Origin of the sequence: Bradyrhizobium sp., assembly GCF_004799405.1 — a bacterium.
In the GTDB taxonomy this organism is placed as follows: Bacteria; Pseudomonadota; Alphaproteobacteria; order Rhizobiales; family Xanthobacteraceae; genus Bradyrhizobium.
The window spans coordinates 40,803-62,662 of record NZ_SSMW01000089.1; the positions used below are offsets into that span (position 1 = coordinate 40,803).

Annotated in this window: 19 protein-coding genes; 13 read left to right on the plus strand and 6 right to left on the minus strand. The window is 63.0% G+C overall.

Annotated elements, in window-relative coordinates; all coding sequences use genetic code 11:
• Window positions 1-3: 3 nt before the first annotated feature.
• From nusA to pnp, 7 genes are all read left to right on the plus strand, one after another.
• A complete protein-coding gene (gene nusA / locus E7813_RS14545; RefSeq protein ID WP_291575044.1) occupies window positions 4-1,617 on the plus strand; it encodes a transcription termination factor NusA in 1,614 nt (537 codons plus the stop codon).
• A 75-nt stretch (window positions 1,618-1,692) separates the two neighbouring features.
• Window positions 1,693-2,427 (plus strand): RNA-binding protein, encoded by a 735-nt coding sequence (locus tag E7813_RS14550; RefSeq protein ID WP_291575046.1) that lies wholly within the window; start codon window positions 1,693-1,695, stop codon window positions 2,425-2,427.
• A 19-nt stretch (window positions 2,428-2,446) separates the two neighbouring features.
• Window positions 2,447-5,047: a translation initiation factor IF-2 gene (infB, locus tag E7813_RS14555; protein WP_291575047.1), complete on the plus strand. Its 2,601-nt coding sequence runs from the start codon at window positions 2,447-2,449 to the stop codon at window positions 5,045-5,047.
• A 160-nt stretch (window positions 5,048-5,207) separates the two neighbouring features.
• Window positions 5,208-5,618, plus strand: coding sequence for a 30S ribosome-binding factor RbfA (rbfA, locus tag E7813_RS14560; RefSeq protein ID WP_291575048.1), 411 nt, complete (start codon window positions 5,208-5,210; stop codon window positions 5,616-5,618).
• Window positions 5,618-6,733, plus strand: a complete 1,116-nt coding sequence (gene truB / locus E7813_RS14565) for a tRNA pseudouridine(55) synthase TruB (protein ID WP_291575049.1) — start codon at window positions 5,618-5,620, stop codon at window positions 6,731-6,733. The genes rbfA and truB overlap by 1 nt, the downstream gene beginning before the upstream one ends.
• Window positions 6,734-6,735: 2 nt before the next feature.
• Window positions 6,736-7,005: a 30S ribosomal protein S15 gene (gene rpsO / locus E7813_RS14570; protein WP_291575050.1), complete on the plus strand. Its 270-nt coding sequence runs from the start codon at window positions 6,736-6,738 to the stop codon at window positions 7,003-7,005.
• Window positions 7,006-7,280: 275 nt separating this feature from the next.
• Window positions 7,281-9,434, plus strand: a complete 2,154-nt coding sequence (gene pnp, locus E7813_RS14575; protein WP_291575051.1) for a polyribonucleotide nucleotidyltransferase — start codon at window positions 7,281-7,283, stop codon at window positions 9,432-9,434.
• A gap of 142 nt (window positions 9,435-9,576) precedes the next feature.
• On the opposite strand, the gene E7813_RS14580 is transcribed toward pnp, so the two are convergent.
• Window positions 9,577-10,515 (minus strand): LysR substrate-binding domain-containing protein, encoded by a 939-nt coding sequence (locus E7813_RS14580; RefSeq protein ID WP_291575053.1) that lies wholly within the window; start codon window positions 10,513-10,515, stop codon window positions 9,577-9,579.
• Window positions 10,516-10,756: 241 nt separating this feature from the next.
• Here E7813_RS14580 and katG point away from each other — a divergent pair, with 241 nt between their 5' ends.
• From katG to E7813_RS14595, 3 genes are all read left to right on the plus strand, one after another.
• A complete protein-coding gene (gene katG / locus E7813_RS14585) occupies window positions 10,757-12,916 on the plus strand; it encodes a catalase/peroxidase HPI (RefSeq protein ID WP_291575055.1) in 2,160 nt (719 codons plus the stop codon).
• 75 nt (window positions 12,917-12,991) lie between these two features.
• Window positions 12,992-13,453 (plus strand): GNAT family N-acetyltransferase, encoded by a 462-nt coding sequence (locus tag E7813_RS14590; RefSeq protein WP_291575056.1) that lies wholly within the window; start codon window positions 12,992-12,994, stop codon window positions 13,451-13,453.
• Complete coding sequence (locus E7813_RS14595) at window positions 13,450-14,055, plus strand: glutathione S-transferase family protein (protein ID WP_291575057.1); 606 nt, start codon at window positions 13,450-13,452, stop codon at window positions 14,053-14,055. The genes E7813_RS14590 and E7813_RS14595 overlap by 4 nt, the downstream gene beginning before the upstream one ends.
• 25 nt (window positions 14,056-14,080) lie before the next feature.
• On the opposite strand, the gene fabI is transcribed toward E7813_RS14595, so the two are convergent.
• The 3 genes from fabI to fabA all read right to left on the minus strand — a co-directional run bounded on the left by fabI (window position 14,081) and on the right by fabA (window position 16,849).
• On the minus strand, window positions 14,081-14,881 hold the full coding sequence (gene fabI / locus E7813_RS14600) for an enoyl-ACP reductase FabI (RefSeq protein ID WP_291575058.1): 801 nt from the start codon (window positions 14,879-14,881) through the stop codon (window positions 14,081-14,083).
• A gap of 139 nt (window positions 14,882-15,020) precedes the next feature.
• A complete protein-coding gene (gene fabB, locus E7813_RS14605; protein WP_291575059.1) occupies window positions 15,021-16,244 on the minus strand; it encodes a beta-ketoacyl-ACP synthase I in 1,224 nt (407 codons plus the stop codon).
• 86 nt (window positions 16,245-16,330) lie between these two features.
• Window positions 16,331-16,849, minus strand: a complete 519-nt coding sequence (gene fabA, locus E7813_RS14610; protein WP_291575060.1) for a 3-hydroxyacyl-[acyl-carrier-protein] dehydratase FabA — start codon at window positions 16,847-16,849, stop codon at window positions 16,331-16,333.
• Between the two features lie 347 nt (window positions 16,850-17,196).
• On the opposite strand from fabA, the gene irrA reads away from it, so the two are divergent.
• On the plus strand, window positions 17,197-17,682 hold the full coding sequence (gene irrA / locus E7813_RS14615; RefSeq protein ID WP_291575077.1) for an iron response transcriptional regulator IrrA: 486 nt from the start codon (window positions 17,197-17,199) through the stop codon (window positions 17,680-17,682).
• A gap of 47 nt (window positions 17,683-17,729) precedes the next feature.
• Here the strand turns inward: irrA and E7813_RS14620 are convergent, their stop codons facing one another.
• Entirely contained in the window at window positions 17,730-18,257 is a 528-nt protein-coding gene (locus tag E7813_RS14620; RefSeq protein WP_291575061.1) for an SH3 domain-containing protein, read from the minus strand.
• 325 nt (window positions 18,258-18,582) lie between these two features.
• On the opposite strand from E7813_RS14620, the gene E7813_RS14625 reads away from it, so the two are divergent.
• Complete coding sequence (locus E7813_RS14625) at window positions 18,583-19,584, plus strand: D-glycerate dehydrogenase (RefSeq protein WP_291575063.1); 1,002 nt, start codon at window positions 18,583-18,585, stop codon at window positions 19,582-19,584.
• Between the two features lie 3 nt (window positions 19,585-19,587).
• Here E7813_RS14625 and moeB read toward each other — a convergent pair whose 3' ends face one another.
• Window positions 19,588-20,388, minus strand: a complete 801-nt coding sequence (gene moeB / locus E7813_RS14630) for a molybdopterin-synthase adenylyltransferase MoeB (protein WP_291575065.1) — start codon at window positions 20,386-20,388, stop codon at window positions 19,588-19,590.
• A 114-nt stretch (window positions 20,389-20,502) separates the two neighbouring features.
• On the opposite strand from moeB, the gene E7813_RS14635 reads away from it, so the two are divergent.
• The gene (locus tag E7813_RS14635) at window positions 20,503-21,855 is read left to right on the plus strand and encodes a serine protease (protein WP_291575067.1); all 1,353 of its coding nucleotides are present in this window, start codon (window positions 20,503-20,505) and stop codon (window positions 21,853-21,855) included.
• Window positions 21,856-21,860: the final 5 nt, after the last annotated feature.

The following is a 21,860-nucleotide window of genomic DNA, read 5'->3' on the forward strand; positions in this document are numbered from 1 at the left end:
GCCATGGCAGCTGTCAGCGCCAATAAACTCGAACTGCTGCAGATCGCGGACGCGGTCGCGCGCGAGAAGTCGATCGACCGCGGCATCGTGATCGCGGCGATGGAGGACGCCATCGCCAAGGCGGCGCGGGCGCGCTACGGTGCCGAGACCGACGTTCACGCCGAGATCGACGCCAAGAAGGGCGAGTTGCGGCTGTCGCGGCACATGCTGGTGGTCGACCAGGTGGAGAATTCGGCGAACCAGATCTCGCTGATCGACGCCCAGCGCGCCAATCCGGGCGCGCAGGTCGGCGACACCATCGCCGATACCCTGCCGCCGCTGGAATATGGCCGCATCGCCGCGCAATCCGCCAAGCAGGTGATCGTGCAGAAGGTGCGCGAGGCCGAGCGCGACCGGCAATATCAGGAATTCAAGGATCGCATCGGCGATATCGTCAACGGCATCGTCAAGCGCGTCGAATATGGCAGCGTCATCGTCGATCTCGGCCGCGGCGAAGCCATCGTGCGCCGCGACGAGATGCTGCCGCGCGAGGTATTCCGCAACGGCGATCGCGTTCGCGCCTATATTTTCGACGTGCGGCGCGAAACCAGGGGACCGCAGATCTTCCTGTCCCGCACCCATCCGCAATTCATGGCCAAGCTGTTCGCGCAGGAAGTGCCGGAAATCTACGACGGTATCGTCGAGATCAAGGCGGTGGCCCGCGATCCCGGATCGCGCGCGAAAATCGGCGTGATTTCGCGGGATTCCTCGGTCGATCCGGTCGGCGCCTGCGTCGGCATGCGCGGCTCGCGCGTGCAGGCCGTGGTCAATGAATTGCAGGGCGAAAAGATCGACATCATTCCGTGGTCGCCCGACATCGCGACCTTCGTGGTCAACGCGCTGGCGCCTGCCGAAGTCGCCAAGGTCGTGATCGACGAAGAGCGCGAGCGGATCGAGGTCGTGGTCCCCGACACCAATAACCAACTGTCGCTGGCGATCGGCCGGCGCGGACAAAACGTGCGTCTCGCTTCGCAACTGACCGGCTGGGATATCGACATTCTCACCGAGCAGGAAGAATCCGAGCGCCGCCAGGCCGATTTCGAAAACTCCACCCGGGTATTCATGGAATCGCTGAACGTCGACGAAGTCGTCGGCCAATTGCTGGCGTCGGAAGGCTTTACCTCGGTGGAGGAACTGGCGCTGGTCGATGTCAAGGAACTGGCCGGCATTGAAGGCTTCGACGAGGAGACCGCCAACGAACTGCAGAGCCGGGCGCGCGAATATCTCGAACAACTCGAAAACGAGCTCGAAAACAAACGTAAGGAACTTGGTGTGGATGACGCTTTGAAGACGGTGCCCGGCGTGACCTCGAAGATGCTGGTGAAGTTCGGCGAGAACGAGATCAAGACCGTCGAGGATCTGGCCGGTTGCGCCACTGACGATCTGGTCGGCTGGACCGAGCGCAAGGAAGGCGGCGAGCCGACCAAGCATCCCGGCATCCTCGATCCCAACGAGACCTCGCGCGACGAGGCGGAGAACATGATCATGCAGGCGCGCGTCATCGCCGGCTGGATCACCGAGGCCGATCTCGTCAAGCAGACCGACGAGGCTGAGGCTTCCGAAGACCAGCCGGTTTGATGCGCCGGTTCCGCAAAGGCGGGTACCGGTTTTACGACCGGGACTCGCACCAATGAAAAGGACGATGTTACACGCATGCTCGCTTTCGCCGACCCCGATCTCGACAACGGACCGCGGACCGACAGGTCCGCGACCGTGCGGATGTGCGCGGTCACGCGGCAGGTGCGGCCGATCGACGAGTTGATCCGTTTCGTTGTCTCGCCGTCCGGCGAGGTGATTCCGGATTTGAAACGCAAGCTTCCGGGCCGGGGCCTGTGGGTTTCGGCCTCACGGCAGGCGGTTGCGGAAGCCGCCCGGCGTAACCAGTTCGGCAAGGGCTTCAAGCGCGACGTCCGGGCGACGCCAGCACTGGCGGCGGACACCGAAGCCTTGCTGGTGCGCAGCGTCATCGACGCGCTCGCGATGGCCGCCAAGGCAGGCCAGGTCATCTCCGGCTTCGGCAAGGTCGAGGACGCGCTGGCGCAGCGGCAGGCCGGCCGGCATCAGGGGCGAGTTCAGGCCCTGATCCATGCCTCGGACGGCGCAGCCGACGGAATCCGCAAACTGGACGCCTTCGCCCGGCAAAACACCGGAAATGGCGATGATTCCAGCGAATTCCCGGTGGTCACGGCGCTGACTTCGGAACAATTGGATTTGGCACTGGGCCGGTCAAATGTGATACATGCTGCCCTGCTCGCGGGCCCGGCGAGCAAAACGTTCCTGTCGCGCAGCCAGTTCCTGGTCCGATACCGGATGGCGGATGACGACAAGACAGCCGGCCATGCGACCCAGAATTCGCCGATACAGACCGTGCGGACACGCACGACTTAACCAAGATTAGGACTGCTGAATGGTTGATAAAACGCCTGGCGACAGGAAATTGAGTGTCCCGAACAAGACCTTGACGCTCAAGCCGCGCGTCGAGACGGGCACCGTGAAGCAAAGCTTCAGCCATGGCCGCACCAAGCAGGTCGTGGTCGAAAAGCGCGGCAAGCGCCGCATTGGCGGCGACGCGCCCGTAACGGATGCGTCGCACGCGCCGGAGCCGGTTGTCGCCAAGGCCGCGCCGGCCAAGGCGCCGCTCACCCGCCCTGCCACGCCGGCGGCTGCGCCACGCAGCAATTCGGGTGTGGTGCTGCGCACCTTGACCGAGGACGAGCGTACCGCGCGCGCCAGCGCGCTGGCCGATGCCAAGGTCCGCGACGTCGAAGAGCGTCACCGGCAGGAAGAGGAAGCCAAGCGCCGCAACAGCAAGGAAGGCATCGAGCAGGCCGAGCGGGAAGCCGCCGAAGCCCGCCGCAAGGCCGAGGAAGACCGTCACCGGCAGGACGAGGAGGCCAAGCGCAAGGCCGAGGCCGAAGCCAAGAAGCGTTTCGGCGAGGCCGAAGCCAAGGCTGCATCGACGGCCCGCGCCGCTCTGCCTACCGCGCGAGCGCCCGGCGTCGCCGCCGACCTTTCGGATGAAGATGACGGTCCGCGCCAGGTTCGCCGCGGCCCCGGCGGCGTGGTTCGCCCCGCGACCGCGCCAAAGGCGACCGCCAAGCCCGCGCCGGCGAAGCAGCGCGGACGCCTGACGCTGGTCACCGCGCTCAACGCCGATGACGTGCGTGAGCGCTCGATCGCGTCGTTCCGCCGCCGCACCCAACGCCTGAAGGGGCATCAGTCGAACGAGCCAAAGGAAAAGCTCGTCCGCGAAGTGATCATCCCCGAAGCTATCAATATCCAGGAGCTCGCCAACCGCATGTCCGAGCGCGCGGTCGACGTCATCCGGCTGTTGATGAAGCAGGGCGCGATGCACAAGATCACCGACGTGATCGACGCGGACACCGCGCAACTGATCGCCGAGGAAATGGGCCACACCGTCAAGCGCGTCGCGGCGGCCGACGTCGAGGAAGGCCTGTTCGACATCGTCGACGACTCGACCGATACCGAACCGCGCTCGCCGGTCGTGACCGTGATGGGCCACGTCGATCACGGCAAGACTTCGCTGCTCGACGCGCTGCGCCACGCCAATGTGGTGTCGGGCGAAGCCGGCGGCATCACCCAGCATATCGGCGCCTATCAGGTGACCTCGCCGGAAAGCGGCAAGAAAATCACCTTCATCGACACCCCCGGCCACGCCGCGTTCACCGCGATGCGGGCACGCGGCGCCAAGGTAACCGACATCGTGATCCTGGTGGTCGCGGCCGACGACGGCGTGATGCCGCAGACCGTCGAGGCGATCCATCACGCCAAGGCGGCCAAGGTTCCGATGATCGTGGCGATCAACAAGATCGACAAGCCCGACGCCAAACCGGAGCGCGTGCGTACCGAACTGCTGCAGCACGAAGTTCAGGTCGAATCCCTCGGCGGCGACGTTGTCGATGTCGAGGTCTCCGCCAAGAACAAGACCAACCTCGACAAGCTCCTGGAAATGATCGCGCTGCAGGCCGAATTGCTCGACCTCAAGACCAATGCGTCGCGTCCCGCCGAAGGCACCGTGATCGAAGCCAAGCTCGATCGCGGCCGCGGCCCGGTCGCCACCGTGCTGGTACAGCGCGGAACGCTGAAGGTCGGCGATATCGTGGTGGCCGGCGCCGAAATGGGCCGGGTCCGCGCGCTGATTTCGGACCAGGGCGAAGCGATCGATGAGGCCGGACCTTCGGTGCCGGTCGAGGTGCTCGGCTTCAACGGGCCGCCGGAAGCCGGCGATCGTCTCGCCGTCGTGGAAAACGAAGCCCGCGCCCGCCAGGTGACGAGCTACCGCGCCCACCAGAAGCGCGAGAATGCCGCAGCCAACATTTCCGGCATGCGCGGATCGCTTGAGCAGATGATGTCGCAGCTCAAGACCACGGGCCGCAAGGATTTCCCGCTGATCATCAAGGCCGACGTGCAGGGCTCGCTCGAAGCGATCCTCGGATCGCTCGACAAGCTCGGCACCGACGAAGTCACCGCGCGCATCCTGCATGCCGGTGTCGGCGGCATCTCGGAATCCGACGTGACGCTGGCGGAAGGTTTCAACGCCGCCATCATCGGCTTCAACGTTCGCGCCCACAAGGAAGCCGCGGCCGCGGCCAAGCGCAATGGCATCGAAATCCGCTACTACAACATCATCTACGACCTCGTGGACGACGTGAAGAAGGCGATGTCCGGCCTGCTGGCCCCGACGCTGCGCGAGACCATGCTGGGCAATGCCCTGATCCTGGAAATCTTCAACATTTCCAAGGTCGGCAAGGTGGCAGGCTGCCGGGTAACGGATGGGACGGTGGAACGCGGCGCCAACGTCCGCCTAATTCGCGACAATGTCGTCGTGCATGAAGGCAAGCTGTCGACACTGAAGCGCTTCAAGGACGAAGTGAAGGAAGTGGCTTCGGGCCAGGAATGCGGCATGGCGTTCGAGAGTTACGGCGACATGCGGGCCGGCGATGTCATCGAGTGTTATCGCGTGGAGACCATCCAGCGCTCTCTGTAAGTCCAAATCTTGCAGCGAGCTCTTTTTCGTCATTGCCGGGGCAAAAGTGCGAAGCACGTCTTCGCACTAGGTGGCCCGGCAATCCAGCCGCCAGAAGGCGGACTCTTGAAATGAAAAGATGGATGCCCTGGTCACGCCCGGGCATGACAAGGTGAATTGAATGCCCCATCACAAAAAGACTTCCGCCCCCGGCGGCTCGCAGCGTCAGTTGCGGGTCGGCGAGATCGTGCGCCATGCGATCGCGGATATTCTTTCGCAAGGTAGCGTGCATGACCCGGATCTCGAAGGCCACATCATCACCGTGCCCGAAGTGCGAATGTCCCCGGACCTCAAGCTCGCGACCGTCTATGTGATGCCGCTCGGCGGCCGCGATACCGACAAGGTGATCGCGGCACTGGAGCGCAACAAGAAGTTCCTGCGCGGCGAGACCGCGCGGCGCGTTAACTTAAAATTTGCGCCTGATATTCGCTTCCGGATCGACGAGCGATTCGATGAAGCGGAACGAATAGAGAAATTATTGCGAACACCCGCGGTGCAAAGAGACCTCGCACCCAATTCGGACAAATCCTGATGATCGTGACTACCGCAAACGGCGCGATCGAGCCGCAAAATGCCGAATCGCCGGACGCCGAAAAAAATAATTTTCCGCAGCCGCGCGATCTCGGCACCGACAATGACCCGCGGGATCAGGCCCCTCGCGGCGGCAAGCAGCCGCGCCAGAACAACCAGCCACGGCGCGACAAGCGCGACGTCCATGGCTGGGTGGTGCTCGACAAGCCGATCGGCATGACCTCGACCCACGCGGTCGCGATCGTGAAGCGGCTGTTCCAGGCCAAGCGCGCCGGCCACGCCGGAACGCTCGATCCGCTCGCATCGGGGGGCTTGCCGATCGCGATGGGCGAAGCCACCAAAACCGTTCCGTTCGTGATGGACGGCCGCAAGCGCTACCGCTTCACGGTGTGCTGGGGCGAGGAACGCGACACCGACGATACCGAGGGCCGCGTCGTCAAAACCAGCGAATTGAGGCCCGCCGCCGAGGCGATTCGGGACCTGCTGCCGCAGTTTACCGGCTTGATCGAACAGACCCCGCCGCAATATTCCGCCATCAAGGTCCAGGGCGAGCGCGCCTATGACCTGGCGCGGGATGGCGAGGTCGTCGAACTGAAGCCAAGGCCGGTCGAGATTCATCAATTAACCCTTGTAGAACAATCAGATAGCAGCCATTCGGTGTTCGAGGCCGAGTGCGGCAAGGGCACCTATGTGCGGGCACTAGCCCGCGATATCGGCCGAATCCTCGGCTGTTACGGCCATATCTGCGCGTTGCGGCGGACCCTGGTCGGTCCCTTCACGGAAGCGGACATGATTCCGCTGGAACAGTTGGAGGCTTTGTGCGATAGAGCCGCGTCTGGCGAGGGCAGCCTCGCCGACGCGCTTTTGCCCGTTGAGACCGCACTGGACGACATCCCGGCGCTGGCCGTCACACGGGCTGATGCGGCAAGGCTCCACAGGGGCCAGGCCGTTTTGTTGCGCGGACGGGATGCGCCCAATAGTAGCGGCACAGTCTATGTCACGGTGGCAGGTCGGCTTCTGGCCCTCGCCGAAATTGGCAATGGCGAACTCATCCCCAAGCGCGTGTTCAACCTGACCGGACTGACTGCCAGTTCCGGTCGCAACGAAAGTGTTTGACGATGTCGATTACCGCAGAGCGCAAAGCGGAAGTCATCAAGACGAATGCCAACAAGGCCGGCGATACCGGCTCGCCCGAGGTTCAGGTCGCGATCCTGTCGGAACGCATCAACAACCTCACCGACCATTTCAAATCCCACGTGAAGGACAATCATTCACGCCGCGGGCTTTTGAAAATGGTCGCAACGCGCCGTTCGCTGCTTGATTATATCAAGCGGAAGGACGAGGCGCGCTACAAGGCTTTGCTTGAAAAGCATAACATTCGCCGTTGAGTACAGTTTACGCGCGCCTTTCGCGCGCGTTTTCGCACCTGCCGGTTGGTATTCCATCAACGGCTGTGCGGCGTGTCCAGCAGCAATCCGGCAGCTGGGCGTAACGGGTAAGATGCCCGTACCATCGGAAGGATGGACGCCATTCGAAACATGAAGACCATGGCAGGATCGCCGGATGCTGATCGCGACAATGCGCTCAGCGTCCCGCAATCTTGCGCATGGTTTTTGCGTTTCAAGCGTCCTTTGCTTTCGTGAAACCATGAAAGAAGATCGCAATGTTTAAGATTCATTCAGTGGAGATCGACTGGGGCGGCCGTCCCCTCAGGCTTGAAACCGGCAAGATCGCCCGTCAGGCCGATGGCGCCGTCGTGGCTACCTATGGCGAGACCGTCGTGCTCGCCACCGTCGTCGCCGCCAAGACACCGCGCGAAGGCGTCGACTTCCTGCCGCTGACCGTCGACTACATCGAAAAGACCTATGCCGCGGGCCGTATCCCGGGCGGCTACTTCAAGCGCGAGGGGCGTCCGACCGAAAAGGAAACCCTGGTCTCTCGCCTGATCGATCGCCCGGTCCGCCCGCTGTTCGTCGAGGGCTGGCGCAACGAGACCCAGGTCGTCGTCACCGTGCTGTCGCACGACATGGAGAACGATCCGGACGTGCTGGCGGTGGTCGCGGCTTCCGCGGCGCTGACGCTGTCCGGCGCGCCTTTCAAGGGCCCGATCGGGGCGGCCCGCGTCGGTTTCGTCAATGACGAATACGTCCTCAACCCGACGCTGGACGAGATGGTCGAAACCCAGCTCGACCTCGTCGTCGCCGGCACTGCGGATGCCGTGCTGATGGTGGAATCGGAAGCGAAAGAACTCAACGAAGACATCATGCTCGGTGCGGTGATGTTCGGACACCGGCATTTCCAGCCGGTGGTCAACGCGATCATCGAACTTGCCGAAAAAGCCGCCAAGGAGCCGCGCGACGTCAAGATCGTCGATGAGAGCGCGCTCGAGAAGGAAATGCTGGGAATGATCGAAACCGATCTGCGCTCGGCATACGCCATTCCGGTCAAGCAGGATCGCTACGCCGCGGTCGGCAAGGCCAAGGAAAAGGTGATGGCGCATTATTTCCCCGAAGGCCAGGAGCCGAAATACGACAAGCTCCGCATCGCCGGCGTGTTCAAGGAACTCGAAGCCAAGATCGTGCGCTGGAACATCCTCGACACCGGCAAGCGCATCGACGGCCGCGATTCCAAGACCGTGCGCCAGATCATCGCCGAAGTCGGCATACTGCCCCGCGCCCACGGCTCGGCGCTGTTCACCCGCGGTGAAACCCAGGCGATGGTGGTGACGACCCTCGGCACCGGCGAGGATGAACAATACATCGACTCGCTGTCGGGAACGTACAAGGAGCAGTTCCTGCTGCACTACAACTTCCCTCCCTACTCGGTCGGTGAAACCGGACGCATGGGCGCCACCAAGCGGCGTGAAATCGGCCACGGCAAGCTGGCCTGGCGCGCGATCCACCCGGTGCTGCCGCCGCATCACGAATTTCCCTACACGGTGCGCGTGGTCTCCGAGATCACCGAGTCGAACGGATCGTCGTCGATGGCTTCGGTCTGCGGCGCCTCGCTGTCGCTGATGGACGCCGGCGTGCCGCTGAAGCGGCCGACCGCGGGTATCGCGATGGGCCTCATCCTTGAAGGAAAGCGCTTTGCGGTATTGTCGGACATCCTCGGCGACGAGGATCACCTGGGCGACATGGACTTCAAGGTGGCCGGCACCGACCAGGGCATCACCTCGCTGCAGATGGATATCAAGATCGCCGGGATTACCGAGGAGATCATGAAGGTCGCGCTCGGCCAGGCCAAGGAAGGCCGCATCCACATCCTGGGTGAGATGTCGAAAGCCTTGACCGCCGCCCGCGCCGAACTCGGCGAATACGCGCCGCGCATCGAGACCTTCAAGATCCCGACCGACAAGATCCGCGAAGTGATCGGCACCGGCGGCAAGGTGATCCGCGAAATCGTCGAGAAGACCGGCGCCAAGGTCAACATCGACGACGACGGCACCGTGAAGGTGGCGTCCGCCGACGGCGAATCGATCAAGGCCGCGATCAAGTGGATCAAGTCGATCGCCTCCGATCCCGAGCTTGGCCAGATCTATGACGGCACCGTCGTCAAGGTGATGGAGTTCGGCGCGTTCGTGAACTTCTTCGGCGCCAAGGACGGCCTCGTCCACATCAGCCAGCTCGCGGCCAACCGCGTGCAGAAGACCTCCGACGTCGTCAAGGAAGGCGACAAGGTCAAGGTCAAGCTGCTCGGCTTCGACGACCGCGGCAAGACCCGGCTGTCGATGAAGGCGGTCGACCAGGTCACCGGCGAAGACCTCGAGGCAAAGCAGAAGGTGGAAGCTCCGCCGCGCGAAGCCGCCGGCGAGTAGGCATCGCAAGCAACCGATAACAACAGGGGCGGCCGAAAGGCCGCCCTTCTTGTTGGTTCCATTTTGCAAGCTTTCAACCCGTCCCTCGCGGCGACCGACCTACGTCCCCTCCCCGCAAGCGGGAGAGGGAGGGGGACGAGGATCAGCCCTGTTTCTTGTTCGCCGCCTTCTTCGGCGCAACATCCACACTTTCCTTCACCACCTCGCCGAGTGCCGCGAAATCGACCTTGCGCGGCGAGGTACGGCGGAACGCCAGTCCGATGGTGCGGCCGGGCTCGGGATTTTCCAGCCGCAGGAATTTTACCCGGTCATCGCGCCGCTCGACGTCGGCGGCAATCTGCGGAATCAGCGTCACGCCATAACCGCCCGCGACCATCTGCATCACGGTGGTGAGGCTGGAGGCGCCGAATACCGCCCCGCCGGCGACGACATTGCGGCCGCGCGCGGCGGTGGCGCAAAACGCCAGCGCCTGATCGCGCAGGCAGTGGCCGTCTTCGAGCAGGATCAGCCGGCTTTGATCGATCTCCTCCACCGCGACCCGCGTGTGCTCCCGGCGCGGATCGCCCGAGGGCACCGCGAGCAGGAACAGATCCTCGAACAAGGCAAGCGTGTCGATGTCCGGCTCGCCCAGCGGCAGCGCCAGCATCGCGGCATCGAGTCCGCCGCTCTTGATGTCCTCCACCAGTTGGCGGGTCTGGGTTTCCCGCAATTCCAGCCGCAGTTCCGGAAACCGGCTTTGCAGCGTGGGAAGAATCCGGGGCAGCAGATAGGGCGCCAGCGACGGAATCACGCCGAGCGTCAGCCGCCCCGTCAGCAGGCCGCTGCGATGGCGGGCGAAATCGACGAGGTCGCGCGAGGCCGTCAGCACCTCCTCGGCCCGGCGGGCGATTTCGCGCCCGACATCGGTCAGCATCACATTGCCCGGACGCCGTTCCACCACGGCAACACCGAGCGTGCGCTCAAGGTCGCGGATTTGCATGGACAAAGCGGGCTGGGTTACGGCACAGGCCTCGGCGGCACGGCCGAAGTGGCCATGCCGGGCCAGCGCGGAGAGATAGCGAAGCTGCCGAAGCGTGATCATTATCATCAGATAAACTGATCGAGAGCTCAAGACAATTCGACTGGACCTGATGTTGGATATCTTCCAAAGTGGCGTATAGCGAGAAACGCCAGATCAATTCGCCCGACGACGGCGAAAGGTCGCCTTACCCTCAAGGCGGACCCCTGTGGGGCCAATGCCTTCGCGGCTTCGCCCCGGAAGTCATGATCCGTCCAAACGGAAACAGCTCGAAGAAAATTACAGAACGCGATTGGAGAGAAACATGGACGCAAAGACTGACGACAGCGCGGGCAAGTGCCCGTTCACAGGCGGCACCCACGGACACAGGAACCGCGACTGGTGGCCAGAGCATCTCGATATCAGCGTACTCCACACCAACGCGCCCGCCGCCGATCCGATGGGTGAGGCATTCGACTACGCCAAGGAGTTCAAGGGCCTCGACCTCAACGCTTTGATCAAGGACCTGCATGCCTTGATGAAGGACTCGCAGGAATGGTGGCCAGCCGATTTCGGTCACTATGGCGGACTGTTCATCCGGATGGCCTGGCATAGCGCCGGTACCTACCGCATCACCGACGGTCGCGGCGGCGCCGGCGCCGGTCAGCAGCGCTTCGCGCCGCTCAACTCCTGGCCGGATAACACCAATCTCGATAAGGCGCGCCGCCTGCTATGGCCCATCAAGCAGAAGTATGGCCGTAAAATTTCCTGGGCCGACCTGATGATTCTTGCCGGCAATGTCGCCCTCGAATCGATGGGCTTCAAGACGTTCGGCTTTGCCGGTGGCCGCGCCGACGTGTGGGAGCCTGAAGAGCTTTATTGGGGTCCCGAAGGCACGTGGCTGGGCGACGAGCGTTACAGCGGCGAACGTCAGCTGGCGGAGCCGCTCGGTGCGGTGCAGATGGGCCTGATCTACGTCAATCCGGAAGGCCCGAACGGCAATCCTGATCCGATTGGTTCGGCAAAGGACATCCGCGAAACCTTCTTGCGCATGGCGATGAACGACGAAGAGACCGTGGCGCTGATCGCCGGCGGTCACACTTTCGGCAAGACCCACGGCGCGGGCGATCCGTCACTGATCGGCGTCGAGCCCGAAGGCGCGGCCCTTGAGGATCAAGGCCTCGGCTGGAAGAGCAAGTATGGCACCGGCATCGGCGCCGACGCCATCACCGGCGGCCCGGAAGTGACCTGGTCGCAGACACCGACGAAGTGGAGCAACCACTTCTTCGAGAACCTGTTCAAGTACGAGTGGGAGCTGACGAAGAGCCCGGCCGGCGCAAAGCAGTGGAAAGCGAAAGGCGCCGAGGCCACGATTCCCGACGCGTATGACAAGTCGAAGAAGCATGTGCCGACCATGCTGACCTCGGACCTCGCGCTGCGCTTCGACCCGGCCTACGAGAAGATCTCGCGGCGCTTCTATGAGCATCCGGACCAGTTCGCGGACGCGTTTGCCCGCGCCTGGTTCAAGCTCACGCACCGCGACATGGGCCCGATTGCACGCTACCTCGGCCCGCTGGTGCCGAAGGAAACGCTGATCTGGCAGGACCCGATCCCCGCGCCCAATCATCCGCTGATCGACGACAAGGACGTCGCCACGCTGAAGGCAAAAATCCTCGCCTCAGGTCTCACCGTGTCGCAGCTCGTCTCGACCGCCTGGGCATCGGCCTCGACGTTCCGCGGCTCCGACAAGCGCGGCGGCGCCAACGGTGCGCGCATTCGCCTCAGCCCGCAGAAGGATTGGGAGGTGAACAATCCGCCTGAGCTGGCGAAGGTGCTGCAACAGCTCGAAGCGATCCAGAAGGGGTTCGGCAAGAAGGTGTCGCTCGCCGACCTGATCGTGCTCGGCGGCAGCGCGGCAATCGAGAAAGCGGCGAAGGATGCCGGCCTGACCGTGACGGTGCCGTTTACGCCCGGCCGCATGGATGCTTCGCAGGAACAGACCGACGCCGCTTCCTTCGCACCGCTCGAACCCCGCGCCGACGGCTTCCGCAACTATGTCAGCGGCAAGCAGCAGTTCACAATGCCGGAAGAAGCCCTGGTGGATCGGGCGCAACTGCTGACGCTGACGGCACCCGAGATGACGGTGCTGGTAGGCGGCCTGCGCGTGCTCGGCGCCAATGCCGGCAATTCGAAGCACGGCGTCTTCACGAAGAAGCCGGAAACGTTGACGAACGACTTCTTCGTCAACCTCCTCGACATGAGCACCGAATGGCACCCGGCCGGTTCCGGCTATGAGGGCCGCGACCGCAAGACCAAGGCGGTGAAATGGACCGGGACACGCGTGGATCTGATCTTCGGGTCGCACTCCCAGCTGCGCGCCATCGCGGAAGTCTACGGCAGCAACGACGCCAAGGAGAAGTTTGCAAAGGACTTCGTCAAGGCGTGGGCCAAGGTAATGAACGCCGATCGCTTCGACCGCGCCTGATCGCTGCGACCAAGAAGAAAGGGCGGCAGAGAGGCCGCCCTTTCTTATTCAACCGGATTATTCGGACCCGTTGCGATGCCGCCTAACATCCGTTCCGCCCGGCCGGACGAATATGACGAAATCGCCCGCGTCTGGATGAACAGCTGGGCCTCGACCGGGATCGAGGACGCCAGTAATTTTCTGCTGGCGAAACTGCGCGCACGGATTCCGCTGGAAATCGAGAAAGGCTGGAACCTGTTCGTCGCCGACGATGACGGGAAAATCGCGGCCATGCTGGCGCTGCACCTGCCGCTTTGCTATCTCGACCAATTATTTGTCGCGCCGGAACATCAGGGACGAGGACTTGGGCGAGCGCTGCTTGCTTTCACCCGACAGCATCTGCCGGACGAAATCCACCTGCGCTGCGTCCGCGAAAATGACAGAGCGTGGCGCTGGTATGAGCGCGAGGGCTTTGTGTTCGAAAAGGAACAGGTCGAGCCGATGACGGGGTTTGTCATGAAATACTATCGGTGGAAGAAAGAGGGAGCGGTTCAATGATGAAACTGTATTGGTCGCCACGCACGCGCTCGTTTTCCGCGCTGTGGCTGATGGACGAAACCGGACAACCTTACGAGCGTGTCCTGATCGATATTTCCAAGGGCGCGCAGAAGACCCCGGAATATCTCGCGATCAATCCGATGGGCAAGGTGCCGGCGCTCAGGGATGGCGAGGCAACGCTCGCGGAAGCCGCCGCCATCTGCGCCTATGTCGCCGAGCGTTATCCCGAAGCCAAGCTCGCGCCGCCGCTCGGCGACCCCTTGCGCGCCAAATATCTCTATTGGCTGTTCTTCGCGCCGGGCTGCATCGAGCCCGCCATGGTGCAGGTCGCGACCAAGATCGAGATGAATCCGGTAGCCGCCGGCTGGGGCGAAGCGCAGCGGGTGTTCGACGTGCTCGACGCCGCGTTGACGAAGGGACCCTGGATTCTCGGCGACACATTCTCGGCCGCGGATATCGCGATCGGCTCGGGACTCAACTTCGCGGTGCGGCTGTTCAAGCTGGTGCCGGCGCGTCCGTCATTCGACCGCTATATCGATCGCTGCGCGGCGCGTCCGGCATTTCAGCGCGCCGGCGTGCTTGCGGCGGGCGAAAAAACCTAAAGGCGCACGCCAACACTGACGAACGCTACTCGCCCTTCAGATCTTCCGGCCGCGGCATCGCGATGATGTTGTAGCCGGAATCGACGTAATGGATTTCCCCGGTCACACCGGTCGACAGGTCGGACAAAAGGTACAGCGCCGAACCGCCGAGTTCATCAAGGGAAACGCCGCGCCCGAGCGGCGAATGCTTTTGCTGAAAGGCGAACATGGTGCGGGAATCGCCGATCACGGCGCCCGCGAGCGTACGCACCGGGCCCGCTGAAATCGAATTGACCCGGATTTTTCTCCTTCCGAAGTCGAAAGCGAGATAGCGCACGGAAGCTTCCAGCGCGGCTTTCGCAACCCCCATCACATTGTAATTCGGCATCACGCGGGTCGAGCCGCCGAACGTCAGCGTGATGATGGAGCCGCCGGACTCCGGCATCAGGTCCGCGGCGCGTTTGGCGATCTCGGTGAAGGAAAAACACGAAATCACCATGGTGCGCGAAAAGTTTTCGCGCGTGGTGTCGGCATAACGGCCCCGAAGCTCGTTCTTGTCGGTGAAGCCGATGGCATGGACCAGAAAGTCCAGGTGCCCCCACTTGTCGCGCAGGCTGGCGAACACGGCATCGACGCTGGCGATGTCCTCGACATCGCACGGCAGAACCAGGGGAACGCCAAGCTGTTCGGCCAGCGGCCTGACGCGTTTGCCCAGCGCCTCGCCCTGGTAGGTGAAGGCCAGCTCGGCACCCTGGGCTGCCAGTGTTCTGGCAATGCCCCAGGCAATCGAATGATCATTGGCAACGCCCATGATCAACCCGCGCTTGCCCTTCATCAGGTCGTTCATATTCGCGACGCTCCACTCATCCCTGATGCTGTCATCACCCGCGAAAGCGGGTGATCCAGTAATACGAAGCGTTGCGATTGACTACCGAAGCCGCGGAATACTGGATGCCCCCGCTTTCGGAGCATGGAATAACAAATTCTCACGCATCCATCCGCTTGAACACCAGCGTGGCGTTGGTGCCGCCGAACCCGAAGGAATTCGACAGTACGGTTCCGAGCCTGGCGTTGTCGACGCGCTTGCGCAGGATCGGCATGTCGGCAAACGCCGGATCGAGTTCGGTGATATTGGCGCTTTCGCAGATGAAGCCGTTGTTCATCATCAAAAGCGAATAGATCGCCTCCTGCACCCCGGTGGCGCCGAGCGAATGTCCGGTCAGCGCCTTGGTCGCCGAGATCGGCGGGCACTTGTCGCCGGTCCCGAATACTTTCCGGATCGCTTCGATTTCCGGCGGATCGCCCGCCGGCGTCGAGGTCGCATGCGGATTGATATAATCGATCTTGGTATCCACGGTGGCCAGCGCCATTCGCATGCAGCGTTCAGCGCCTTCGCCCGAGGGCGCGACCATGTCGTAACCGTCCGAAGTAGCGCCGTAGCCGACGATTTCGCCGTAAATGCGCGCGCCGCGCGCTTTGGCGTGTTCGAGTTCTTCCAGCACCACCACTCCGGCGCCGCCGGCGATGACAAAACCGTCGCGGCTCACGTCATAGGGACGAGAAGCGGTCGCCGGCGTATCGTTGTATTTCGACGACATCGCGCCCATCGCGTCGAACAGCACCGACAGCGACCAGTCGAGTTCTTCGCAGCCGCCGGCGAAAATAATGTCCTGCTTGCCGATCTGGATGGTCTCGTAGGCATTGCCGATGCAATGGTTCGAGGTGGCGCAGGCCGATGAGATCGAATAGTTCACACCCTTGATCTTGAACCAGGTGGCGAGCGTCGCGGACGCCGTCGAGGACATCGCTTTCGGTACCGCGAACGGTCCGACCCGTTTCGGCCCCTTGGTGCGGGTGATATCGGCCGCTTCCACGATGGTGCGGGCCGAAGGGCCGCCGGAGCCCATGATGATGCCGGTGCGCACGTTGGAAACTTCCGACGGCTCGAGACCGGAGTCCTGGATCGCCTGCTCCATGGCGACGTGATTCCACGCCGCGCCCTCGCCGAGGAATCGCATCGCGCGACGATCGATCACGTCGGCCGGATTCAGCGTCGGCGCGCCCTGCACCTGGGAACGGAAACCGAGCTCGGCATATTTTTCCGCGCGCGTGATTCCCGATTTCGCCTCATGGAGGCTTGCAAGCACTTCCTGGGTGTTGTTGCCGATGGATGAGACGATACCCATCCCCGTGATGACAACCCGCCTCATGATCGCCTCGCCCTGTCGTTACGTTTTGTGTGATGGCCCTGGTCAAACCGAAAACCGCCTCGCCGGCCGGAGCATGTGCTGGCCGGTTATGGGGCGGCACCCTGCTTGAATAGCCCGACCTTCAAATCCTTGGCCCGATAGATAATCTCGCCATCCATGGAAAGCCACCCGTCGGCGATGCCCAGCACCAGCTTTGAGCGCATCACGCGTTTGACATCGACGTTGTACACAACCTTGCGTACGTTCGGCAGCACTTGCCCGGCCAACTTCAGTTCTCCGAGCCCAAGTGCCCGGCCGCGTCCCTCGCCGCCGGTCCAGCCAAGGAAGAAACCGACCATCTGCCACAAGGCATCGAGGCCAAGACATCCCGGCATCACCGGATCGCCCTTGAAATGGCAGCCGAAGAACCAAAGGTCCGGTTTCACATCGAGTTCGGCGCGAACCAGGCCCTTGCCATATTCGCCGCCGGTCTCGGAAATTTCGCTGATACGGTCAAACATCAGCATCGGGGGCAGCGGCAATTGCGCGTTCCCGGGCCCGAATAGCTCGCCGCGACCGCACGCCAGAAGATCCTCGTATTCGTAACCACCGCGTCGATCCAGCATAGGGTCCAGTCTCTTTCAAAATCCCGATGGAAGCCTTTTCCAGCGAAAGGGACCTTTTTGCTCAGGAAGCGCGCCAATAATCGCAAATTGGCGCCAATTCCGCAGGTCGGGATGTCCCACGGCAACCGCGCTCGCCTCGGCCGAAAGTCGCAAAGCGTGGGTCCGGGCGCTCTCTATCATAGGCCCCGCAAGCGGCAAAGCACCACCGCCGGGGTAAATCGCCGCGCCGCCCTCGTGTTCCTTCAACCCGGGTTTGTTCTAGTTGCGAAAAACTTGCATCTGACGAATTTTCTCCTTATATTCCGCTGCGATAGTGCTGGATCTGCAATGTGGTGCCGAACGTGGATATCAACGACGACGCTTTGAATGATGACGCTGTCAGTCCGGCCGCCCGTGCTGCCGGACACCAACCGGCGCTGACCGGATGTCCCTGGCACGATGTCAATGAAATGCTGCAGGCGGCAGGCTTGCGTCCGACCCGTCAACGCATGGCGCTTGGCTGGCTGCTGTTCGGCAAGGGCGCGCGTCACCTCACCGCGGAAATGCTGTACGAGGAAGCCACCATCGCCAAGGTTCCGGTGTCGCTCGCCACCGTCTACAACACGCTCAATCAGCTCACCGATGCGGGCTTGCTGCGCCAGGTCAGCGTCGACGGCACCAAGACCTATTTCGACACCAACGTTTCAGCGCATCATCACTTCTATCTCGAAAACAATCACGAACTGGTCGATATCCCGGATCCGCATCTGGTGTTGCAGAAGATGCCGGAAGTGCCTGAAGGCTACGAGATATCCCGGGTCGACATGGTGGTCCGGCTGCGCAAGAAGCGCTGAGCAGGTCGTCCCTGCGAACGCAGGGACGACGTGAGCGTACGACGTAGCTACTCGACCTTCTCGTCGGCGTAGACACCCCACAGCCGTTGCTGTTCGATCCAGCCATCGAAGCCGGCGCCGCTGACGTGGCACCAGCCTGCCGCGCATCGCTTGACGTTGGCCACGACACCGGCCTGCAGGCGGGCTGCGACCGCGCCGGCTGGATCGGCGCGATCATAGAGCGGCGCGAGATCGTCCTTGGTCTTCATGGTGATGACGGCGGTGCGGCGGCCCGACAGCAGCGAGTGATAGACCCAGCCCTCGGCGCCTTCCGAATCGCGCACCCGGCGCCAGTTCTCGAATTCGGCGGTGATTTCAACCGGCAGGCCCGAGCGGGTATAAACCCAGGCAACGTCGTTGTCCTTGGTCGGACCGGCCCTGACGTTCACATGATCGGATTTGAGGCTGACAAAGCGCGGCACTGGCAAGCCACTGGCGGCGTTGGTCGCATCCTTTGCCGCAAATCCCGTGCTGAGCGATCCGCCCAGCATGCTTGCCGCAAGCACCGCCACAGAACAAAAACGCCTCGACGCCATCAACTCGTCTCCTGCCGAGAACCCAACTCAAATTCTTCGAGTTGAAACACTCGCTAACGCACTCGCCAGAACCTGGGAATGCCCACCCCTGAGCCCCTGTCACCCCCGCCCGACGACCCCTTGGACAGTCATTCCAGGGTTCTTGTCTTGGCCCGGCCTTCTGCTAGAGAGAGCGGAACGCCAAAAAACCGGAACAAGCCCGAACATCCCCTTTGGGAAATCCAGCGGGAACGTCGGGAACCCAGGGAAATGCCGGGATCGCGCGGAAATCGCAGTCTCGAACAAACGGGTTAATGAGGTCTGAACAACCTCATGAGAGCAGAACATGTCGGTTAAGAAAAAACCTCTCGTTGTCGTCACGCGCAAGCTGCCGGACTCGATCGAGACCCGGATGCGCGAGCTGTTCGACGCCCGGCTCAATCTCGACGATACGCCGTTGACCCCGGAGCAAATCGCCGAGGCGGTCCGCTCGGCCGATATTCTGGTACCGACCGTCACCGACCTGATCAATGAAGAGGCTCTCAAGCAGCCCGATTGCAAGCTGAAACTGATCGCCAATTTCGGCAACGGCGTCGACAACATCGACGTGGTCGCAGCCCATGCGCGCGGCATTACCGTGACCAACACGCCGAAGGTTCTGACCGAAGACACTGCCGACATGACCATGGCGCTGATTCTCGCGGTGCCGCGCCGGCTGATCGAAGGCGCCTCCATCCTGCCGGAAGGCAAGAGCTGGCCGGGCTGGTCGCCGACCTGGATGCTCGGCCATCGCATCGGCGGAAAACGGCTCGGCATCATCGGCATGGGCCGCATCGGCCAGGCCGTGGCGCGCCGCGCCCGCGCCTTCGGCCTGCAAATTCACTATCACAACCGCCGTCCCGTGGCGCCGCGCATCGCCGAGGAACTGGGCGCGACCTATTGGGAAAGCCTCGACCAGATGCTGGCGCGGATGGACATCATCTCGGTGAATTGTCCGCACACGCCGGCGACGTTTCATCTGCTGTCGGCGCGGCGGCTGAAACTGATTCGGAAAGACGCCTATATCGTCAACACCGCGCGCGGCGAAGTGATCGACGAGGAGACGCTGACCAAACTGATCGAGACCGGGGAGATCGCCGGCGCCGGCCTCGACGTCTACGAGCACGAGCCCGCGGTCAATCCGAAACTGGTGCGGCTCGCCAAGGCCGGCAAGGCCACCCTGCTGCCGCATATGGGCTCGGCCACCATCGAAGGCCGTGTCGAAATGGGCGAGAAGGTGATCATCAACATCAGGACCTTCCTCGACCACCACAAGCCGCCGGACCGCGTGCTGCCGAACATGCTGTGATCGCTATCTGTGCCCGCTCAAATCCGTAATCACCAGCGCATCGCCGTTGAGCGGATTTAGCGGGTCGCGCGCATAGCGCAGCGTCTCGAACCGCATCGCGCGGGCGTCCACCATCAACAGCCGCCCGACCAGACCTTCGCCAAAGCCGACGATTTCGCGGATCGCTTCCAGCGCCATCATCGACCCCAATACGCCGGCGAGCGCGCCCATCACGCCGGCCTCGGCGCACGCCGGCACCGTGCCCGGCGGCGGCGGTTCGGGAAACAGACAGCGATAGGTCGGATTGAACTCTCCTTCGGCGTTTCTCTCATGCGCGCGGATCGTGGTCAGCGATCCATCGAACACGCCAAGCGCTGCGGTGACGAGCGGCTTGCCGGCGAGGAAACAGGCATCGGAGACCAGGTAACGGGTTTCGAAATTGTCGGAACCGTCAAGCACGAGATCGTAGCCGCCGATCAGCGACATCGCATTGCCAGCATTGAGCCAGCTGGCGTGGGCCGCAAACCTGACATGGGGATTGAGCCGGTGAATTTGTTCGGCGGCGCTGTCGACCTTGCGGCGGCCGATGTCCGGCGTGGTGTGAATGATCTGGCGCTGGAGGTTGGACAGCGAGACGACATCGTCATCGACCACGCCGAGCGTGCCGATACCGGCCGCGGCAAGATACATCAGCGCCGGCGCACCGAGGCCGCCGGCGCCGACCACCAGCACGGACGCTTCCTTCAATGCGGCCTGGCCGGGGCCGCCGACCTCGCGCAGCACTATATGCCGGGCGTACCGTTCGAGTTCGTCGGCACTCAACATGATCCGGTCAAACCCCTTTAGCTGCCCCTCGTGGTTCCTTGAACCCTCGGCCTGTTGTTGCCCACCAAGCAGATGTGCTTAATTGCGGGCAGGTCAATGACCCCGGGATTTGTCATGAGATCGGTGCTGACGGCAACATTGATGATCGTCGCCGCCGCGGTTTCCGCCCAGGCGCAGACGGCTGCGGTGACCGGCGTCAAGCCGAAGCCGGTGACGACGGTCCCGGTCCGGCCCGCTTTGCAGACCCCTGCCGATACCGCCAATGCGATGGCGCAGAACGAGCGTCTGGCGCTGCAGTCGGATCTCGCCTGGGTCGGCCAGTACAACGGCGCCATCACCGGCGAAGTCAGCGACCGCATGGTCGCCGCCATCAAGGAATTCCAGAAGGAACGCGGCGGCAGGCAGACCGGCGCGCTCAACCCGCAGGAGCGCGGCGTACTGGCCGAGACCGCGAAGCGGCGGCAGGACAATGTCGGCTGGAAAATCATCACCGATGCCGGCACCGGGGCGCGGCTGGGCATCCCCACCAAACTGGTGCCGCAGCAATCCAGCGACGCCAACGGCGCCAAATGGACTTCGCCCACCGGGACCATCCAGATTCAGCTTGTCCGGCGCAAGGAAGCCAATCCCACTACCGCCAAGCTCGCCGAGCGGGAAAGGAAGGAACCTGGACGCAACATCGACTACACCGTGGTCAAGCCGGATTTCTTCGTGCTGTCGGGCTTGCAGGGCTTGAAGAAATTCTACCTGCGCGGAACGTTCAAAGGCGACGAGGTCCGCATCCTCACCATCCTCTATGACCAGGCCACCGAAAACACTGTCGAGCCGGTGGTGATCGCGATGTCGAGCGCGTTCAACCCGTTCCCGTCGGGCGCCCTGATCGCGGGCGCGCCGCCCAAGACCGTCGAATACGGCACCGCGATCGTCGTCAGCGACGATGGCGCACTTCTCGCCGACCGTCAGGTCACCGACGGCTGCCTTGCGATCACCATTGCCGGCTACGGAAATGCCGATCGCGTCGCCGAGGACAAGGACCACGATCTCGCGCTCTTGCGCCTTTACGGCGCCCGCGGACTGAAGCCACTGAACCTCGCCGGCGATACGGCAAAATCCGCGATCGAGCTGACGGGCATCGCCGATCCGCAAAATCAGGGCGGCGGCTCGGCGGCGAGCAGCGTCAAGGCAGCGGTTGCCCAAACCGGCGGTGGCAGCGACCTCGCATTGTCGCCGGCGCCGGCGATTGGATTTTCCGGCGCGGCGGCACTCGATACCGACGGAAAATTCGCCGGCATTGCGCTATTGAAGCCGGCGGTTGTCGCCGGGCCGCCGAATGCCGCGCCGATGCAGGCGGTGCTGGTGCCTGCCGATACCGTTCGCGGGTTTTTGAAAACCAACGGCGTCGATGCGGCTAACGGCGCGGCGGATGCCAAAGCTTCGGTCGTGCGCGTGATCTGCGTGAGGAAGTAGCCGGG

Excerpts from the sequence above, each read along its gene's own strand:
- nusA (WP_291575044.1), top strand. The coding sequence starts at position 4 with ATGGCAGCTGTCAGCGCCAATAAACTCGAACTGCTGCAGATCGCGGAC.
- E7813_RS14550 (WP_291575046.1), top strand. The coding sequence starts at position 1,693 with ATGCTCGCTTTCGCCGACCCCGATCTCGACAACGGACCGCGGACCGAC.
- infB (WP_291575047.1), top strand. The coding sequence starts at position 2,447 with ATGGTTGATAAAACGCCTGGCGACAGGAAATTGAGTGTCCCGAACAAG.
- rbfA (WP_291575048.1), top strand. The coding sequence starts at position 5,208 with ATGCCCCATCACAAAAAGACTTCCGCCCCCGGCGGCTCGCAGCGTCAG.
- truB (WP_291575049.1), top strand. The coding sequence starts at position 5,618 with ATGATCGTGACTACCGCAAACGGCGCGATCGAGCCGCAAAATGCCGAA.
- rpsO (WP_291575050.1), top strand. The coding sequence starts at position 6,736 with ATGTCGATTACCGCAGAGCGCAAAGCGGAAGTCATCAAGACGAATGCC.
- pnp (WP_291575051.1), top strand. The coding sequence starts at position 7,281 with ATGTTTAAGATTCATTCAGTGGAGATCGACTGGGGCGGCCGTCCCCTC.
- E7813_RS14580 (WP_291575053.1), bottom strand. The coding sequence starts at position 10,515 with ATGATCACGCTTCGGCAGCTTCGCTATCTCTCCGCGCTGGCCCGGCAT.
- katG (WP_291575055.1), top strand. The coding sequence starts at position 10,757 with ATGGACGCAAAGACTGACGACAGCGCGGGCAAGTGCCCGTTCACAGGC.
- E7813_RS14590 (WP_291575056.1), top strand. The coding sequence starts at position 12,992 with ATGCCGCCTAACATCCGTTCCGCCCGGCCGGACGAATATGACGAAATC.
- E7813_RS14595 (WP_291575057.1), top strand. The coding sequence starts at position 13,450 with ATGATGAAACTGTATTGGTCGCCACGCACGCGCTCGTTTTCCGCGCTG.
- fabI (WP_291575058.1), bottom strand. The coding sequence starts at position 14,881 with ATGAACGACCTGATGAAGGGCAAGCGCGGGTTGATCATGGGCGTTGCC.
- fabB (WP_291575059.1), bottom strand. The coding sequence starts at position 16,244 with ATGAGGCGGGTTGTCATCACGGGGATGGGTATCGTCTCATCCATCGGC.
- fabA (WP_291575060.1), bottom strand. The coding sequence starts at position 16,849 with ATGCTGGATCGACGCGGTGGTTACGAATACGAGGATCTTCTGGCGTGC.
- E7813_RS14620 (WP_291575061.1), bottom strand. The coding sequence starts at position 18,257 with ATGGCGTCGAGGCGTTTTTGTTCTGTGGCGGTGCTTGCGGCAAGCATG.
- E7813_RS14625 (WP_291575063.1), top strand. The coding sequence starts at position 18,583 with ATGTCGGTTAAGAAAAAACCTCTCGTTGTCGTCACGCGCAAGCTGCCG.
- moeB (WP_291575065.1), bottom strand. The coding sequence starts at position 20,388 with ATGTTGAGTGCCGACGAACTCGAACGGTACGCCCGGCATATAGTGCTG.
- E7813_RS14635 (WP_291575067.1), top strand. The coding sequence starts at position 20,503 with ATGAGATCGGTGCTGACGGCAACATTGATGATCGTCGCCGCCGCGGTT.